Origin of the sequence: Sphingomonas sp. Leaf38 (assembly GCF_001421825.1) — a bacterium.
Classification (GTDB): domain Bacteria; phylum Pseudomonadota; class Alphaproteobacteria; order Sphingomonadales; family Sphingomonadaceae; genus Sphingomonas.
The window spans coordinates 538,127-555,247 of record NZ_LMLD01000011.1; the positions used below are offsets into that span (position 1 = coordinate 538,127).

The 17,121-nt window shown below is 67.1% G+C and carries 14 protein-coding genes and 1 tRNA gene; 6 read left to right on the forward strand and 9 right to left on the reverse strand.

The window, feature by feature from the left end; all coding sequences use genetic code 11:
* Positions 1 to 277: 277 nt before the first annotated feature.
* Positions 278 to 2,404, reverse strand: a complete 2,127-nt coding sequence (gene ligA / locus ASE88_RS09880; RefSeq protein ID WP_056477835.1) for an NAD-dependent DNA ligase LigA — start codon at positions 2,402 to 2,404, stop codon at positions 278 to 280.
* Between the two features lie 116 nt (positions 2,405 to 2,520).
* On the opposite strand from ligA, the gene ASE88_RS09885 reads away from it, so the two are divergent.
* Complete coding sequence (locus ASE88_RS09885; RefSeq protein WP_056477837.1) at positions 2,521 to 3,492, forward strand: SDR family oxidoreductase; 972 nt, start codon at positions 2,521 to 2,523, stop codon at positions 3,490 to 3,492.
* Positions 3,493 to 3,629: 137 nt separating this feature from the next.
* Here ASE88_RS09885 and ASE88_RS09890 read toward each other — a convergent pair whose 3' ends face one another.
* A complete protein-coding gene (locus ASE88_RS09890; RefSeq protein ID WP_055873803.1) occupies positions 3,630 to 4,298 on the reverse strand; it encodes a Crp/Fnr family transcriptional regulator in 669 nt (222 codons plus the stop codon).
* A gap of 98 nt (positions 4,299 to 4,396) precedes the next feature.
* Here ASE88_RS09890 and ASE88_RS09895 point away from each other — a divergent pair, with 98 nt between their 5' ends.
* Positions 4,397 to 5,176 (forward strand): class II aldolase/adducin family protein, encoded by a 780-nt coding sequence (locus tag ASE88_RS09895; protein WP_056479345.1) that lies wholly within the window; start codon positions 4,397 to 4,399, stop codon positions 5,174 to 5,176.
* Positions 5,177 to 5,319: 143 nt separating this feature from the next.
* Positions 5,320 to 5,664 carry a hypothetical protein gene (locus tag ASE88_RS09900; RefSeq protein ID WP_162233414.1) on the forward strand — a complete coding sequence of 115 codons (345 nt, stop codon included), beginning with the start codon at positions 5,320 to 5,322 and terminating at the stop codon, positions 5,662 to 5,664.
* 91 nt (positions 5,665 to 5,755) lie between these two features.
* Here the strand turns inward: ASE88_RS09900 and recN are convergent, their stop codons facing one another.
* Complete coding sequence (gene recN, locus ASE88_RS09905) at positions 5,756 to 7,420, reverse strand: DNA repair protein RecN (RefSeq protein WP_056477841.1); 1,665 nt, start codon at positions 7,418 to 7,420, stop codon at positions 5,756 to 5,758.
* A 65-nt stretch (positions 7,421 to 7,485) separates the two neighbouring features.
* Positions 7,486 to 8,448 carry an outer membrane protein assembly factor BamD gene (locus ASE88_RS09910; RefSeq protein WP_082463228.1) on the reverse strand — a complete coding sequence of 321 codons (963 nt, stop codon included), beginning with the start codon at positions 8,446 to 8,448 and terminating at the stop codon, positions 7,486 to 7,488.
* A gap of 135 nt (positions 8,449 to 8,583) precedes the next feature.
* Here ASE88_RS09910 and ASE88_RS09915 point away from each other — a divergent pair, with 135 nt between their 5' ends.
* Together ASE88_RS09915 and ASE88_RS09920 are read left to right on the forward strand one after the other, a co-directional pair.
* A complete protein-coding gene (locus ASE88_RS09915; RefSeq protein WP_056477843.1) occupies positions 8,584 to 9,408 on the forward strand; it encodes a class I mannose-6-phosphate isomerase in 825 nt (274 codons plus the stop codon).
* 331 nt (positions 9,409 to 9,739) lie between these two features.
* Positions 9,740 to 10,912 carry a glycosyltransferase gene (locus ASE88_RS09920; protein ID WP_056477846.1) on the forward strand — a complete coding sequence of 391 codons (1,173 nt, stop codon included), beginning with the start codon at positions 9,740 to 9,742 and terminating at the stop codon, positions 10,910 to 10,912.
* Between the two features lie 55 nt (positions 10,913 to 10,967).
* Here ASE88_RS09920 and ASE88_RS09925 read toward each other — a convergent pair whose 3' ends face one another.
* From ASE88_RS09925 to yajC, 4 genes are read right to left on the reverse strand one after another with little or no spacing between them, the layout of a single operon-like run.
* Positions 10,968 to 11,342, reverse strand: coding sequence for an Mth938-like domain-containing protein (locus ASE88_RS09925; protein WP_056477848.1), 375 nt, complete (start codon positions 11,340 to 11,342; stop codon positions 10,968 to 10,970).
* Entirely contained in the window at positions 11,343 to 12,317 is a 975-nt protein-coding gene (gene secF, locus ASE88_RS09930) for a protein translocase subunit SecF (protein WP_055873785.1), read from the reverse strand. It abuts the gene before it with no gap.
* Positions 12,318 to 12,331: 14 nt separating this feature from the next.
* Entirely contained in the window at positions 12,332 to 13,936 is a 1,605-nt protein-coding gene (secD, locus tag ASE88_RS09935; RefSeq protein WP_055873781.1) for a protein translocase subunit SecD, read from the reverse strand.
* The gene (yajC, locus tag ASE88_RS09940; protein ID WP_055875282.1) at positions 13,936 to 14,277 is read right to left on the reverse strand and encodes a preprotein translocase subunit YajC; all 342 of its coding nucleotides are present in this window, start codon (positions 14,275 to 14,277) and stop codon (positions 13,936 to 13,938) included. Before yajC ends, secD begins: the two co-directional genes overlap by 1 nt.
* Positions 14,278 to 14,520: 243 nt before the next feature.
* On the opposite strand from yajC, the gene ASE88_RS09945 reads away from it, so the two are divergent.
* Positions 14,521 to 14,597 (forward strand) — tRNA-Pro (locus ASE88_RS09945).
* A gap of 145 nt (positions 14,598 to 14,742) precedes the next feature.
* Here the strand turns inward: ASE88_RS09945 and ASE88_RS09950 are convergent.
* Positions 14,743 to 17,025, reverse strand: a complete 2,283-nt coding sequence (locus tag ASE88_RS09950; RefSeq protein ID WP_056477850.1) for an NADP-dependent malic enzyme — start codon at positions 17,023 to 17,025, stop codon at positions 14,743 to 14,745.
* Positions 17,026 to 17,121 lie beyond the last annotated feature (96 nt).

The window sequence follows — 17,121 nt, forward strand, 5'->3', positions numbered from 1 at the left end:
CGACGCGGCCATCGGCGCGACGAGCGCGACCACTGCCACACCCAGGAAAAGGTTGTTCCGCATCAGTAATTACCCCTTTTGAGCGCTTTGCTCTGGATTTCGCGACTTCATGTCGTGTTAATCCGGCCCTGCACTTTGAATATTTCGGATATGTGACATTGGCGAGTAGCGAATTGTCACAGACGCACTCGGCGGTGTTGCGTTGCAAAATAGCAACGCAATTCGACCGATCTCGTCGATCCGGGAACCAACCTTGCGACGAGGCGTGCGGCCGGCGTCAGTCCGCGGCGGCGACGATCTCCGCCCACTCGGCCTCGGTGATGACGCGGATGCCGAGATCGGTGGCTTTCTTCAGTTTCGACCCCGCGCCCGGCCCGGCGATCACGAGTCCGGTCTTGCTCGATACGGACGCTGCCACGCGCGCGCCGAGTGCCTCGGCCTGTGCCTTGGCCTCGTCGCGGCTCAGCGTCTCGAGGCTGCCGGTGAAGACGAGGATCTGCCCGGTCACCGGCGATTCGCGCGTCTCGTGGATCACGTCGGCGGGCTTCACCTCGCGCAACAGGTCGAATACGACGCGGCGGTTATGCGGCTCGGCGCAGAAGCCGACGAGCGCACTCGCCACCTCGGGGCCGATCCCCGCGGTCTCGATCGCGCCGACCAACAGCTTGTCGCGGCGGAGCACGAATTTCCGCTCGGGTTCGCCGATGACCGGTTCGATCTGCGAACGCAGGAAGACCGCGTGCCTCAGCACGCTGCCGAGCGCCTTTGCGGACACATAGCGGCGCGCAAGGTCGCGCGCGGTGATCTCGCCGACGTGGCGGATGCCGAGCGAAAACAGGAACCGGTCGAGCGGGATCGTCCGCTTGGTTTCGATCGCCGCGATCACCTTCGCCGCCCAGACCCGCCCGTCCTTCTTGCGCGCGGCGAGCTGCTCTTCGGTAAGCCGGAAGATATCGGCAGGCGATTCGATCAGCCCGTCGCGGAAGAACGCCTCGATCAGCGTCTGGCCGAGCCCGCCAATGTCGAACGCATGGCGCGACGCGAAATGGATCAGCCGCTCGACGCGCTGCGCCGGGCAGATCAGCCCGCCGGTGCAGCGATAGACGACCTCGCCCTCCTCGCGCTCGGCGGCGGACCCGCATTCGGGGCAGCTATGCGGGAAGACATACGCGTCGCGCTCCGCGTCGGGCGTCAGATTCTCGACGATCTGCGGGATCACGTCGCCGGCGCGCTGCACCAGCACGCGGTCGCCAGGCCGCACGCCGAGTCGCTCGATCTCGTCGGCATTGTGCAGCGTCGCGTTGGTCACCACGACGCCGCCGACGGTGACGGGCGACAGCCGCGCGACCGGGGTCATCGCGCCCGTTCGCCCGACCTGGATGTCGATCCGCTCGAGCAATGTCTGCGCGCGCTCGGCGGGAAACTTGTGCGCGATCGCCCAGCGCGGTGCCTTGGCGACCTGACCCAGCCGCGCCTGCCAGTCGAGCCGGTCGACCTTGTAGACCACGCCGTCGATATCGAACGGCAGGTCGGCGCGCTCGGCTTCGATCGCGCGATAGACGGCAAGCGCCGCGGCCGTCCCCTCGACCCGCGCGAACCCTTCGGCGATCGGAAAGCCCCAGCCGCGCAGCGTGTCGACCACCTCGGCCTGCGTCTCGCCCGGCACGACGCTCGCCTCGCCCCAGCCATGCGCGAGGAACCGGAGCGTCCGGCTCGCGGTCACGCTCGCATCCTTCTGGCGCAGCGATCCGGCGGCGGCGTTCCGCGGATTGGCGAACTGCCGCGCGTCCTTGCCGGTCTCCTCGGCCTCGGCGAGCAGGCGCGCATTGAGCGCGGCGAAGTCGTCCTTCGCCATATACACCTCGCCGCGAACCTCGAAGACCGCAGGGGCCGCGCCGGCCAGCTGCTGGGGAATGTCGCTTATGGTGCGGACATTGGCGGTCACGTCCTCGCCGACCTGCCCGTCGCCGCGGGTGAGCGCCTGCACCAGCCGCCCCTCTTCATACCGCAGCGAGCAGGACAGCCCGTCGATCTTGGGCTCCGCGGTCAGCGCCACGGGCGCGTCGTCCGCCAGCTTCAGAAACCGGCGCACGCGCGCGACGAACTCCTCGACCTCCTCGTCCGCAAACGCATTGTCGAGGCTCATCATCGCCTTGGCGTGCGCGACCTTGGCCAGATGCCCGGCAGGCGCCGCGCCGACCGTCCGGCTCGGCGAATCGGCGCGTACCGACGCCGGAAACGCCGCCTCGATCGCCGCATTGCGCCGCACCAGCGCATCATACTCGGCATCGCTGATCTCGGGCGAGTCGTCGGTGTGATAGAGCGCGTTGTGATATGCGATCTGCGCGGCGAGCGCCTTCAGTTCGGTGGCGGCTTCGGTCTCGGTCGCGGGAAGGTCAGGCATCGCGCCGGGTTAGGGGAGGGCGCCACCTTTCGACAAGACCTGGATCAACATGGCGTGAACATTCGCGCGACTTGCGCGCTGACATCCCAAGACAATTTTTCGCAGGATCCGCCATCATGACCGACACCAATCGTCGCGACCTCTTCAAGGGTGCCGCCGTCACCGGCCTCGCCGCCGCCGCCGCACCGGCGTTCGCGCAAGGCCAGGCTTCGCTCGCCGATCCGCAAACGCGCTTCGTCTCGACGCCCTTTCCCGAACAGCGCCAGAAATGGCCAGCACTCCAGCGCGACATGCGCCCTGTCCCCGATTGCGGCGAGGCGAGCTATCGGGGCTCGGGACGGCTCGCGGGCCGCAAGGCGCTGGTCACCGGTGGCGACTCGGGGATCGGTCGGGCCGCGGTCATAGCGTTCGCGCGCGAAGGCGCCGACGTCGCGATTAACTACTACCCGACCGAGGAACCCGACGCGCAGGATGTCGCCAAGCTGCTCCGCGCCGAGGGGCGCAAGGTCGTGCTGATCCCCGGCGACCTGACCGATGCGAAATTCTGCACCGACCTGATCGCGCGCGCCGCACGCGAGCTCGGCGGGCTCGACATCCTCGTCAACAACGCCGCCTATCAGCAGTCGAAGGCGTCGATCGCCGAGATCAGCTTCGAGCAGTTCGACCGGACGATGAAGACCAACGTCTATGCGATGTTCCACCTGTGCAAGGCGGCGATCCCGCTGATGAAGCCGGGCGCGTCGATCATCAACACGGGATCGGTCAATTCGGTCGATCCGGGCGAGGAACTGCTCGATTACGCGACCACCAAGGGGGCGATTTTGATCTTCACCAAGGGGCTCGCCAAACAGCTCGGCAAGAAGGGGATCCGCGTCAACATGGTCGCGCCGGGTCCGGTCTGGACGCCGCTCCAGGTGGCGGGCGGTCAGCTCCCGGGCAAGATGGGCGAGTTCGGGCAGGACACGCCGCTCGGCCGCGCGGGCCAGCCCGCCGAACTCGCGTCGCTGTTCGTGACGCTGGCCGAGACGGGCACGAGCTTCACCAGCGGCAGCGCGTTCGCAGCGACCGGCGGCAGCGGGGTGCTGTAACGCCGGCCCCGTCCCCTTACTCCACCCCGGCGAAGGCCGGGGCCCAAATGGAAAGGTCGCAGTAACGGAGCGATGCGCATCGTTATCACCGTCCCCCAATTGGGCCCCGGCCTTCGCCGGGGGGGGGCATAACGAACTCACCCCTTACCCAACCGCCGCAACCCCTCCGCATCCACCACCCGGATCCGCGCATAGTCCAGCGCGATCACCCCTTCGCGCTCCATCGCCTTCAGCGCCTTGTTGAGCGTCTGCCGCGACACCCCGATCATCGCGGCGATATCCTCCTGGCGAAGCGCGACGCTGTCCCCGCCCGCCGCGCGCACCAAGCCCCCCAGCGTCCGCGCGAGCCGCACCGGGATCGGCTGCGCCAGCGTGTTCATCATGAACGCCAGCGACGCACGCTGGTGCGCGCACGCCAGCAGCGCGATGTCCCACCACAATTCGGGCGTGGCGCCTGCCAGCCGCCGGAACGCCTCGATCCCGATATGCAGCACGCGCGCCGCACCGAACGCGATCGCATCATGCGGCCTGGGCCCCGCGTCGAGCGTCGACAGCTCGCCGAACCACGTTCCCGGCCCCATCATCAGCACCACCAACTCGGCGCCGACCGCGGGATAGCCGATCAGCCGGACCTGTCCGTCGAGCACCGCCCACAGCCCGTCGGGCGGATCGCCGACGCCGTACAGCCGCGTCCCCGCCGCGACCGACCGGATGCTCGCCTGCGCCAGCAACAGCGCGCGCCGCGCGGCGGGCACCGCGCCGAACCACGCATCGGCCTCGAGCAGCCCGGTATCGATCGGTGCCATGACGCATCGTGTCGGCCGATCGACGAGATTGTCAATCCGGCGACATTGTCACGCCGGGGGGCATGCTATTTCCGGGGCATAATAACAGGAGATCGATGATGGCGACCGCACTCAGGACCGAGCCGACCGTACGCGACCTGGTGTCGCCCGAGGAATGGGCGCTCCGAGTCGATCTCGCCGCCGCATACCGTTTGGTCGCGCATTATGGCTGGGACGACCTGATCTTCACGCATCTCTCGGCGCGCGTGCCCGGCCCCGAGCATCATTTCCTGATCAACCCGTACACGCACATGTTCGAGGAGATCACCGCGTCGTCGCTCGTCAAGATCGACGTCAACGGCGACAAGGTCATGGACACGCCCGCGCCGGTCAACCGCGCGGGCTTCGTGATCCACTCCGCGATCCACGCTGCGCGCGACGATGCGGTCGCGGTGCTGCATCTGCACACGCCGCACGGCCAGGCGGTGTCGGCGATGGCGGAGGGGCTGCTCCCGCACACGCAGACCGCGTTGATCGCCGGGCACGACGTGGCGTATCACGACTTCGAGGGCATCGCGACCGAGCTCGAGGAGCGCGAGCGGCTGGTCGAGGATCTCGGCACCAAGCACAGCATGATCCTGCGCAACCACGGCACGCTGACGGTGGGTGAATCGATCCCGCAGGCGTTCCTGCGCATGTATTTCCTCGAGCGCGCGTGCGAGGCGCAGGTGCTGATGCTGAGCGCCGGCCGCGAGAATCTCAACACCCCGAACCAGGGTGTGGCGGAGAAGGTCGAGGGCCAGTCGAGCGGTCCCGGCATGCGGATGCTGGCGGATGGCCTCGCCTGGCCGGCGCTGCTCCGCAAACTCGACCGGATCGACCCGAGTTTCCGCGACTGAGACCGGCGCGACGGGAATATAAACCACCACCCCGGCGAAGGCCGGGGTCCAATTGGCAAGGTCGTTGTAACGCAGTACCGCGCTGACCAACTGCTGTTTTCCAATTGGGCCCCGGCCTCCGCCGGGGGGGCAGGGAGGGCACGATGAAGGCGACAGCTTTAATGTTGGTCATGCTCTGCGCCACGCCCGCCACGGCGCAGCAAACCCATGTTTCGCCCAAACCCGCTCCCGCGATCGGCTATGACTGGAACGACGATTCCTCCGCCAACGACCGCGTCCAGCAGACTCTATGGCCCCGCTCGGACGCCAGCGCGGCGGGGCTCGACGACATGATCCATGCCGAGCAGGCGCCAATTCACGCAGCGATCCACGAGGATGGCGGCTTCGGCAGCCGCGCGCTGCACGGCCTGCGCAAGGTCGGCGGCGACTACATCGTCGTGCCGGTGCTCAAGGTCCATCTCGGCCACCCGCGGCACGAGAAGCCCTGAGCCCGCGAGCCCCCACTCCTCTCCCGCTAAGGCAGGAGGACGGGGAGCTCGGGTGAACACAGCCGATCAGGCCAAGCCCCCAACCAAACCCTCAGGCCCGCTCGAGCAACCGCTCCGCCTGCGCGCGCGCCTCGTCGGTGATCATCGCGCCCGACAGCATCCGCGCAATCTCCTCGCGCCGCTCGTCCTCGGACAGCGCACGCACGCCGGTCCGCGTGACCGTCCCGTCGTTGCTCTTGGCGATCAGCAGATGCTTCGCGCCGCGCGCCGCGACCTGCGGGCTGTGCGTGACCACCAGCAGCTGCGTACTCTGCGCCAACCGCGCGAGGCGTTCGCCGATCGCGCTGGCCACCGCGCCGCCGACGCCGCGATCGATCTCGTCGAACACCATCGTCGACGCGCCGCCCTCTTCCGCCAGCGCCACCTTCAGCGCGAGGATGAAGCGCGACAATTCGCCGCCCGAGGCGATCTTGGTGAGCGCCGCGAACGGTGCGCCCGGATTGGTCGAGATCTCGAACTCGACGCGGTCCTTGCCCGCCGAAGACCAGCCCTCTTCGCCCAGCGCCGCCACCACCGTCTGGAACCGCGCCGCATCCAGCTTCAGCGGCGTCAGCTCGCCCGCTACCGCGACATCGAGTCGCTTGGCCGCCGCCAGCCGCCGCTTCGTCAGCGCATCCGCGGCCGTATCATACGCCTTGCGCGTCGACGCCACGCGCGCCTCGAGCACCGCAATCCCGCCTTCGCCCGCATCGAGCCGTTCCAGCCGCGCGCGCATCTCGTCCGCCAGCGCTGCCAAATCGTCCGGCTGCACGCGGTGCTTGCGCGCCATCGCGCGCAGCTCGAACAGCCGCGCCTCGTCATCCTCCAGCGCGCGCGGATCATAAGCGAGCTCGGCGCGCGCATCGCGCAACTGCTCCTCCGCCACCGACGCCTCGATCACAGCGCGGTCGACCGCCGCGAGCGCCTCGCCCAGCGCGACATGATCCTCCGCGATCCGCTCGAGCACGCGCGCGGCCTGGCGCAGCTTCGCGAGCCCGCCGTCCTTGCCCTCGAGAAAATCGTCGATCGCGGCGAGATCGTCGGCGATCTTCTCCGCGCGCTGCATCGAGCGCCGCGTATCCGCTAGCGTCTCTTCCTCGCCCGCCATGGGAGAAAGCGCGGTCAGCTCGGCAACGGTATGCTCCAGCCATTCGCGATCGCGCGCCGCCGTCTCGATATCCGCACGCGCCGCCGCCAGTTCAGCCTCGGCAGCACGAAATCCCGCATAGGCCTTCCCCGTAGCGCCCGGCTCGGTCCGCCCGAAAATGTCGAGCAACGCGCGATGCCCGCGCGCATTGAGCAACCCGCGCTCGTCATGCTGACCGTGGATCTCGACCAGATGCGGAGCCATCTCGCGCAGCAGCCCTGCCGAGGCGGGCTGATCGTTGACGAACCCGCGACTGCCGCCGTCCGCCTTGACGATCCGTCGCACGATCAGCGGCTCGCCGCGCTCAATCTCAAGCCCGTTCTCGTCGAACAGCAGCGCGAGCGGCGATTCGGGGGCAGGGGCGTCGAACGTTGCGGTGACGACCGCCTGCGCGGCGCCATGCCGCACCAGCCCGCTATCGCCGCGCCCACCGAGCGCAAGCCCCAGCGCATCGAGCAAAATCGACTTGCCCGCGCCGGTCTCGCCGGTGAGGACGCCGAGCCCCTCGCCGAATCCCAGGTCCAGTGCCTCGATCAGCACCACGTCGCGAATAGAGAGTTCGGTCAGCATCGCGCGCGTCTTAGACGATTTGCGCGCGAAGGTGATCCCCTAATGTTCTCATGCGCGACCCGGCGTCAGTTGCCGGGGCCGGTCCGCGTCGCGCTGCCCGGGCCGACCGGCGCAGGGCTCGAAACGCTGCCCGCACCGGTTCCGCCGGTGTTCCCGTTCGCCTTGGGAAGCTCCAGCACGCCGGTACCCGGCGTACCCGCAGTTCCCGTCGGGACGACGGCTTCACCCGGTGCGAGCGGCGCAATCGGCTTGACCGGATGCTCCTGCATCAGCGTGTAGGCATGGTCGTACCAATCGCTGCCGGGATAATTGCGCCCGAGCACCGCCGCGGCCTTTTCGGCCTCGATCGGCACGCCGAGCTGCAGATACGTCTCCGTCAGCCGCATCAGCGCCTCGGGCGTGTGCGTGGTCTGCTGGAACTTGTCGATCACCGTGCGGAACCGGCCGTTCGCCGCGAGCCACTGGCCACGCGTCTCGTAGAAGCGGCCGATCTCCATCTCCTTGCCTGCGAGATGGTCGTTGACCAGATCGATCTTCAGCCGCGCATCCGACGCGTAGCGTGTGTTCGGATAGCGCCGCATCAGCTCGCCGAGCGAATCGAGCGCCTGGCGCGTGATCTTCTGGTCGCGCGTCACGTCGGTGATCTGCTCGTAATAGCCGAGCGCGATCAGGTAATAGGCATAGGGTGCATCGCGGTTGCCTGGATGGACCGCCAGGAAGCGCTGCGCCGAGCTGATCGACGCGGTGTAATCCTTGGCGAGGTAATAGCTGAAGGCCGACATGATCTGTGCGCGGCGCGCCCAGATCGAATAGGGATGCTGGCGCTCGACCTCGTCGAACAGCTGGGCTGCCTCCTTGTAGCGCGCCTGGTCGAGCCGCTGCTTGGCGGTCGAGTACAACGTGCCCACGTCGCGCGCGACATAGGGGAGGTCGCCCTTGGCGGCGCGGCCACCCGCACAACCGGCTATGGGGAGCGCAAGCGCGGCGATGAGCGTGACCGCGAGGGCACGAGACTGGGTGATACGCATCGGCGTGATCCTTAGCGTAAGCGGATAGCCGCGAACAATCCTTTTCGCCGGGTCGCTCTTGCCCCTTCCCGCCAACCGGATCGCACGGCAATAGTCGCGCGTTGGCGTCACGCCACTGCTATCGAGGATCATGTCATGCCGGCCACATTGTTGCACACCCACCGCGTCGAAAAGCCCTGGGGTCGCGACACGCTCTGGCCCGGTTTCGAGGATCCCGCCGCGGGCTCGCCGCCGATCGGCGAGGTCTGGTTCCAGGAGCCCGGCAACACCACGCCCGACCTGCTGATCAAATATCTGTTCACCAGCGAGAAGCTGTCGGTGCAGGTCCACCCCAATGACGAGCAGGCGCAGGCGCGCGGCCTGCCGCGCGGCAAGGACGAGTGCTGGACGATCCTCGCGGCCGAGCCGACATCGACGATCGCGGTCGGCACGAAGGCGCCGATGTCGAAGGACGAGCTGCGCGCCTCGGCGATCGACGGTACGATCGAGGGCAAGCTTGACTGGAAGCCGGTCCAGCCGGGCGACTTCATGTATTGCGCGTCGGACACGATCCACGCGATCGGCGGCGGGCTGACCGTGATCGAGGTTCAGCAGAATTCGGAGACGACCTACCGCCTGTACGATTACGGTAGCGACCGCGAGCTGCATCTGAAGGACGGCATCGAGGTCGCCGATCCAACGCCTTACGTCCCCGTCGCGCCACCGGTCGAAGTCGAGACGGGCCGGACGATCATGGTCGAAGGGCCGAAGTTCGTGCTCGAACGCTGGAAGGGCGGCGATCACGTCGTCAATCTTCCCGAAGGCACGACCGGTTGGGTGATCCCGATCACCGGCACGGGTCACGTCGCGGGCGTCGCGTTCAAGGCGGGTGAATGCGCGACGATGACCGGAAGCGAGACGGTTTCCACCAGTGCGGATGCGGACGTGCTGTTCGCGTATCCGTTGGCAAAGCGGCTCTGACCGGAAAAACCGGTCATCTTGATTTCTCCGCGAAGGCGGGTGCGCTGCTCTGCGGTCGCGGGGAACATTGGAAGCCGGGCAAGCGTCGCTGACACGACCGCTATCCCGAATCACAGCTACGCCCCGGCGAAGGCGACGCCGGATGGGCGGTATTTCAAGCAGGCGGCGGCGCTTCATCACTAACAAACACCGCCCAATCACCTTCGTAGTCAACAATCCGCCGGTGCAAAAAAATCTGCTCGAAGGATGAAATTGCGGCGGGAGTCTCGACCGGGATCGCAACGGCTCACTCACCCCGCATTAACCAGCATGCCCCTACACCCACGGCGACATGCTTCGCATCCTGACCCTTTCGACGCTGTTCCCCGATGCCACCCGCCCCAATTTCGGCATCTTCGTCGAGCGCCAGACGTCGGGCCTAGCGGCTCATCCCGACGTCGTCCTCCAGGCGGTGGCGCCGATCGGCCTTCCCCCCGCGCCGCTCGCGAAACTGGGCCGCTATGCCGGTCTCGCCTCTGTCGCGACGCGTGAATGCTGGAACGGCATCGACGTCCATCGCCCGCGTTTCACCGTCCATCCGTTCCTGCAGGGGCGTCGCCATGCCGCCGAGCTCGAACGCGCGCTGATCCCGCTCCTCGACGCGATCCGCGACGAGTTCGCATTCGACGTGATCGATGCCTCGTTCTTCTTTCCTGACGGCCCTGCCGCGGTCGCACTCGGCAAACGCTATGATGTGCCTGTCTCGATCAAGGCCCGCGGCGCCGATATCCATCATTGGGGCACGGTGCCCGCCACAGCAGCGCAAGTGCGAGCCGCAGGTCGTCACGCGGCCGGGCTGCTCGCGGTCAGCGGCGCTATGAAAGCCGACATGGTTGCGCTCGGGCTGTCCGCCGACCGCATCCGGATCCACCACACGGGTGTTGATCAGGCGCGGTTTCAACCCGTGGATCGTGCCGCGGCAAAGGCTTCACTCGGCGTGACGGGGCCGCTCGTCGTTTCGGTCGGCGCCCTGATACCACGCAAAGCGCATGATATCGTCATCGACGCGGTCGCAGCGCTTCCGGGCGTGACCCTGCTGGTCGCGGGGGAGGGCCCCGAGCGGGCAAGGCTCGAGGCACGGATCGCGCGGCTGGCGATAGGCGATCGTGTCCGCCTGCTCGGCGCGGTCCCGCACGCGGACCTGCCAAGGCTGATCGCCACCGCCGATGTCGGCGCGTTGGCGTCGCGGTCCGAAGGTCTCGCCAATGCCTGGGTCGAGTCACTCGCGTGCGGGACTCCGATCGTCATCACCGACGCGGGCGGCGCGCGCGACGTGGTGACGTCGCTCGACGCCGGCCGCGTCACGATCCGCGACGGATTGGCCTTTGCCGCGGCGATCGTCGCGCTGCTGGCCGATCCACCGACTCAGGCCGCGACGCGGGCCACCGCCGCGCGGTTTACGTGGGAGGCGAACACCGCTGCGCTCTATGACCATCTCGCAGCGCTGGTCGCGGGTCGCCGGTAACATCCTTCACCACTTTGGGTGGCACCTCGCACTGCGGGGCAGCTTCCCAGTCTGGTTACCGCTCGAGCGGATAAAGCGCCGCGACGATCCAGCGACCTTCGCCGCGCAAGACCGCCCATGCGCGAGCGGCGGCTCGACTATCCATCGCCTCGATCCCGAACCCGCGCGCCTCGACCGCGCGCTTGAACGCGAGCGGGGGTTGGCGCAGCGCGGCGCCGGTGCCGAGCAGCAGGAATTCGGGCGGCGGATCGAGCGCGAGCAGTGCGGCGACGTCCGCCTCGCCCAGCGTCTCGAACGCGGGCGGCTCCCAGCCATCCGCGCGCTCGGGGCTGATCGACAATGCGGTATAATAACCGTCGTCGACCTTGAACCCGGCCCGACCGATCGCCGAGATTATCGGCCCATCGGTCTTCTCGCGGTCCATCCTCACTTAACGTTCGACCTTCGGGCCCACCCGCTCGGCCCCGTCCTGCACGCCGCCTTTGCGCGGTGCAGGATCGGCACGCAGCCCCAGCGTGATCAGCAGCGACGACGACACGTAGATCGACGAATACGTCCCCACGACGATACCCAGGATCATCGCCGCGGTGAACCCGCGTAGCACATGCCCGCCGAGCACCAGCATCGCGACCAGCGCGAGCAGGATCGTCACCGACGTCATCACCGTACGCGGCAGCGTCTCGTTGACCGACAGGTCGATGATCTCGCGCATGTCCATCTTCCGATACCGGCGCATATTCTCGCGGATCCGGTCGTCGATCACGATCTTGTCGTTGATCGAATAGGAGATGATCGTCAGCACCGCCGCGACGATGTTGAGGTCGACCTCGAAATAATCCCGCATCAACGCAAAAAAGCCGAGCGTCATCAACAGATCGTGGACGATCGCAACGATCGTCGAGACGCCGAACTGCCATTCGAACCGCACCACTGCGAAAAGCGCAATGCCCAGAATCGAAAGGCCGACCGCGAGCAAGCCCTTGGTGATCAGTTCATCGGAGACCTTCCCCGAGATGGTGTCGTATTTCGAGAACGTCGAGCCTGGGAATTTCGCAACGATGTCGTCCGAAACCTTCTTCACCAGTCGGTTGGTTGCGCCTTCGTCACCGCTTTCCGGCAATGGCAGTCGGATCGACAGCGTCCTGGGATCGCTGAACGACTGGATCGAGGCCTCGCCGACGCCGAGCCGGTCGACCTCGGTTCGGACTGCTTCGATAGAGGGCGGCGTCGCGAAGTTCTGTTCGATCAGCACGCCGCCGACGAAATCGACGCCCATGTTCAAGCCGCGGAATGCGACAAGGCCGACCGCGAGAAGCGAGAGGATCAAAGTCAGCCCGAACGCCCATTTGCGGAGCGAAACGAACTTCAGGTTCGTGTTGTCGGGAACGAGTTTCAGCAGGCGCATGGTAATCTCCCGCCTCAAATATTGATCGTGGTGGGGCGGTTCTTCCGCAGCCACAGCGCGACCATCATCCGCGTGAACGTGACCGCGGTGAACACCGACGTGCAGATCCCGATCAGCAGCACGACCGCGAAGCCCTTCACCGGGCCCGAGCCGAGCAGCAGCATGATCACGCCGGTGATGGCATGCGTCACGTTCGCCTCGAAGATCGTCCGCGATGCTTCCTTGTAGCCGAGCTCGACCGACTGGACGACGCTGCGCCCGCGTCGCCGCTCCTCGCGGATCCGCTCGTTGATCAACACGTTGGCGTCCACCGCGGTCCCGATCGTCAGCACGAAGCCGGCGATACCGGGCAAGGTCAGCGTCGCGTTCAGCATCGCCATGACGGCAACGATGACCAGGATGTTGATGACCACCGCGAGGTTCGCATACAGGCCGAACCGTCCGTAGGTGACGAACATGAACACGATCACGAGCAGCGCGGCGACGATCGATGCCAACACGCCGGCGCGGATCGAATCCTTGCCGAGATCGGGGCTGACGGTGCTTTCGGCGATCGTCTTCAGATTGACCGGCAGCTTGCCCGACCGCAGCGAGATCGCCAGCGCGTTCGCCGACTCGACGGTGAAGTTGCCCGAGATCGACGCGCGACCGCCAAGGATCGGCTCGTTGATGTTCGGCGCGGAGATCACCGAATTGTCGAGGATGATCGCGAACGGCTTGTTGGTATTCTCGGTCGTGACCTTGGCGAAGCGACGACCGCCGACCGCGTCGAACGTGATCGCAACCTGCGGCGCGTTGGTCTGCGGCTCGAACTCCTGGCGCGCATCGGCGAGCTGATCGCCCGAGATGATAACCGAGCGCTTCACCGCGATGAACGGAATGCCCTGCGGATTGCCTGGATACGGCAGCACCTGGCTACCGATCGGCGCAATGCCCTTGGCGAGGTCGGCCGGGTTCGCGGTCTCATCGACCAGCTTGAACTCGAGCTTGGCGGTCTTGCCGATCAGCTCCTTCAACGCCTGCGGGTTTTTCAGGCCCGGTACCTGCACCACGATCCGCGTCGCGCCCTGGCGGATGATCGTCGGCTCCTTGGTGCCGAGCGCGTCGATACGACGACGGACGACTTCGGTCGCGTCCTTCATCGCCGTGTCGATCGCCTGTGTCAGGCCGGCCTGGGTCGGCCTGAGCACGAACCGGCTCGTGTCGACGACGTTGATGTCCCACTCGCGCTGGCCGCTCATGCCTGCGCCACCACCGGTGATCGCCAGCAGGCGTTCGCGCGCCGCATCGACCTGGCTTGGATCGCGCAGCAGGAAGGTCAGCTGGCCCCCACGCGTCGAAATTTCACCGATCTCGATCCGCGGCGTGCCGTTGCGCATGGTCCCCGCCACGCTGTCGCTCATCGCCTCGATCCGCGTCGCGGCGAGGTCGGCGGTATCCGCCTCGAGCAGCAGATAGCTGCCGCCGGCGAGATCGAGCCCAAGATTTATGTGCGGATGGGGAATGCTGCCCCATTTGCTCGTTGTGCTCTCGGGGAGGAAACTCGGGATCGCCAGCAGGCACAGCGCCGCGAGCAACCCGATGATCGACCCGACCTTCCAGCGCGGAAAATCCAGCATCAGTCGTTGGCCGGTTTCGTGTTTGGGCTGGTGATGTCGGTCAGCGTCGCCTTGACAACGCGCACGCGGACGTTCGGCGCGATCTCGACCTCGACGACATTATCCTCGACCTTGGTCACCTTGCCGAGGATGCCGCCCGACGTGACGACGCTGTCGTTCTTCTTCACCGCCGCGACCGACGCCTGCAGCGCCTTCATCCGCTTTTGCTGCGGGCGGATCATCAGGAAATAGAACACGACGAACACGAGGAAGAGCGGCGCGAGGCTCAGGAACGAGGCGATGCCGCCCCCCGCCGTCGTGGCGCCGTCTGCGGCCTGGGCATAAGCTGGTGAGATGAACATGAAGGTCCGTATCTGGCTGGGCCGTAGAAGGCGCAAGGTTGGGTCGGGCCGGACGTCGCGCGTCGCGCCCGCATTGGTCCGCCCGCTATCATCGCTTGGAACCGCGCGCAACAGATCGCCACAGGATGAGACGTGGGCGTCATGCGACCGAGCGCATCTTGCGGTACGGGTGTGTTCGCGCTTGCATCCTGCGCGGACCCCGCGTAGTGCGCCCCCCTCGGGTCGCCTTGCGGCCCGTTCGGTCGGAGCGTAGCGCAGCCTGGTAGCGCACCACACTGGGGGTGTGGGGGTCGCAGGTTCGAATCCTGTCGCTCCGACCATTTTCTCTTAGCGATGCGAGTGCGGAACGTTCCGCCCACCTCGTTCTCCCGCGAACGCGGGAGCCCAGGGTAACGAACGCTGCCGCCTGTAACCCTGGACCCCCGCCTGCGCGGGGGAACTCGCTTTGGTTTGGTGGGCGAGAGCTTACGCCGTCTCGCTCACCGTCGCTGCATGGCCCACCGCGATCGCGCTCAGGTTGACGATCCCGCGCGCGGTCACGCTCGGCACCAGCATCTGCAGCGGCTTGGCAAGCCCGAGCAGCATCGGCCCAAGCGGCGCGGATTCGGTCGACGCCGACAACAGCGACACTGCGATGTTCGCCGCATCGATGTTCGGCATCACCAGCAGGTTTGCAGACCCCGTCAACGGACTGTCGTTCACCAGCCGCCGCCGCAGCGCCTCGGACAGCGCGGCATCGCCGTGCATCTCGCCGTCGAACTCGAACCCCGGCGCCATCTCCTTGAGCAACGCATGCCCCGCGCGCATCTTCTGCGCCGACGGCGACCGCGACGCACCGAAGCTCGAATGCGACAGCAGCGCCGCCTTGGGCTCGATCGCGAACGCGCGTACCGCGTCCGCCGCGAGCATCGTCATCTCGGCGATCTGCTCGGCGGTCGGATCGACCGTCACGTGCGTATCGCAGAAGAACAGGCTGCCGGTGCGCAGGATCACCGCGGACATCGCATAGAGGCGCGACACGCCCGGCATCCGCGGGATCAGCGGCATGACGTAGGTCATCTGCGTCCACCAGTCGCCGATGCCACCACACAAGGCTGCATCGACGCGACCCTCGCGCAGCAGCATCGCCGCGGCGACGCTCGGCCGGGTCCTGAGCGCACGCTCCGCGCTGTCGGGTGGCGTACCGCGGCGGCCGACGAGCGCACCGTAGCTCGCGAGCAGGGGCTCGAACACCTCGCGGTCGGTCGCCGGATCGAGCACCTCGACATCGCTGCCGATCGTCATCCGCAGCCCGCTCGCCTCGATCCGCTGGCCGATCACGTCGCGGCGCCCGATCAGCACTGGCCGGCCAAGGCCTTCGTCGATCACCGTCTGCACGGCGCGCAGTGTCCGGTCGTCCTCGCCCTCGCCATAGGCGATCGAGCGCCCCGCCTGCTTGGCGCGCGCGAAGATCGGCCGCATCAGCTGGCCGGAGCGGTACACGAACACCTCGAGGTCGCGCAGATACGCATCGAAATCCTCGATCGGCCGGGTCGCGACGCCCGAGTCCATCGCCGCCTTCGCCACCGCTGGCGCGACGTGCAGGATCAGCCGCGGATCGAACGGCTTGGGAATGATGTAGGTCGGCCCGAACACCGGCGTCGCGCCGCCATAGGCGCTGACCACCACGTCCGACGCGGTCGCACGTGCGAGCGCGGCGATCGCGTCGACCGCGGCCACCTTCATCGCCTCGTTGATCTCGGTCGCGCCGACGTCGAGCGCGCCGCGGAAGATGAACGGGAAGCACAACACGTTGTTGACCTGGTTCGGGAAATCCGAACGGCCCGTCGCGATGATCGCATCGGGGCGGGTCGCGGCGACCAGCGCCGGCTGGATTTCCGGTTCCGGGTTCGCCAGCGCGAGGATCAGCGGATCGGGCGCCAGCAGATGCAGCCATTCCTGTTTCAGCACGCGCGGCGCTGACAGCCCGAGGAAGATGTCTGCTCCCTCCAGCACGTCCGGCAAGGTCCGCGCGTTGGTCTTGCGGGCATAGCGCGCCATGTTCGGCGGCATCACGTCGCCGCGATCGGCATGGACGACGCCCTTGATGTCGGTCAGCGTCACGTTCTCGGGGTTGAGACCCATCGACACCAGCAGGTCCACCGTCGCCAGCGCCGCCGCGCCTGCGCCCGACGTCACCAGCTTCATCTGGTCAAGCTGCTTGCCGCGCAGTTCGAGCACGTTGCGGACTGCGGCGGCACACACGATCGCGGTGCCGTGCTGATCGTCATGGAACACCGGGATGTTCATGACCTCGCGCAGCTTCGCCTCGATCTCGAAGCATTCTGGCGCCTTGATGTCCTCGAGGTTGATCCCGCCGAACGTCGGCTCGAGCACGCGGACTGCCTCGATGAACGCCTGCGGGTCGAGCTGGTCGATCTCGATGTCGAAACAGTCGATCCCGGCGAATTTCTTGAAGAGCACCGCCTTGCCCTCCATCACCGGCTTCGACGCGAGCGCGCCGATCGCGCCGAGCCCCAGCACCGCGGTGCCGTTGGTGATGACCGCGACGAGGTTGCCGCGCGCGGTATAGTCGCGCGCCTTGTCCGGATCCGCGGCGATTTCCTCGCATGCGGCGGCGACGCCCGGCGAATAGGCAAGCGCCAGATCGCGCTGCGTCGCCATCCGCTTGGTCGCCTCGACCGAGAGCTTGCCGGGTTTCGGATAACGGTGATAATCGAGCGCGGCTTTGCGGAAATCGTCTTCCATGGTCTTCCTAACCTGTCGGCCGCGGCGGCGACCGGGTGATCGAGAGCGCACGGGCACGGGCTCGCGGCGTCGAATGTTCGAGGCAGCGCATAGCCG

Bases quoted from the DNA above. Each gene is read 5' to 3' on its own strand.
- ASE88_RS09910 (WP_082463228.1), bottom strand. From the start codon at position 8,448: ATGCGTATCACCCAGTCTCGTGCCCTCGCGGTCACGCTCATCGCCGCG.
- ASE88_RS09900 (WP_162233414.1), top strand. From the start codon at position 5,320: ATGAAGGCGACAGCTTTAATGTTGGTCATGCTCTGCGCCACGCCCGCC.
- ASE88_RS09950 (WP_056477850.1), bottom strand. From the start codon at position 17,025: ATGGAAGACGATTTCCGCAAAGCCGCGCTCGATTATCACCGTTATCCG.
- ASE88_RS09885 (WP_056477837.1), top strand. From the start codon at position 2,521: ATGACCGACACCAATCGTCGCGACCTCTTCAAGGGTGCCGCCGTCACC.
- ASE88_RS09890 (WP_055873803.1), bottom strand. From the start codon at position 4,298: ATGGCACCGATCGATACCGGGCTGCTCGAGGCCGATGCGTGGTTCGGC.
- ASE88_RS09895 (WP_056479345.1), top strand. From the start codon at position 4,397: ATGGCGACCGCACTCAGGACCGAGCCGACCGTACGCGACCTGGTGTCG.
- secD (WP_055873781.1), bottom strand. From the start codon at position 13,936: ATGCTGGATTTTCCGCGCTGGAAGGTCGGGTCGATCATCGGGTTGCTC.
- yajC (WP_055875282.1), bottom strand. From the start codon at position 14,277: ATGTTCATCTCACCAGCTTATGCCCAGGCCGCAGACGGCGCCACGACG.
- ASE88_RS09915 (WP_056477843.1), top strand. From the start codon at position 8,584: ATGCCGGCCACATTGTTGCACACCCACCGCGTCGAAAAGCCCTGGGGT.
- ligA (WP_056477835.1), bottom strand. From the start codon at position 2,404: ATGCCTGACCTTCCCGCGACCGAGACCGAAGCCGCCACCGAACTGAAG.
- ASE88_RS09920 (WP_056477846.1), top strand. From the start codon at position 9,740: ATGCTTCGCATCCTGACCCTTTCGACGCTGTTCCCCGATGCCACCCGC.
- secF (WP_055873785.1), bottom strand. From the start codon at position 12,317: ATGCGCCTGCTGAAACTCGTTCCCGACAACACGAACCTGAAGTTCGTT.
- recN (WP_056477841.1), bottom strand. From the start codon at position 7,420: ATGCTGACCGAACTCTCTATTCGCGACGTGGTGCTGATCGAGGCACTG.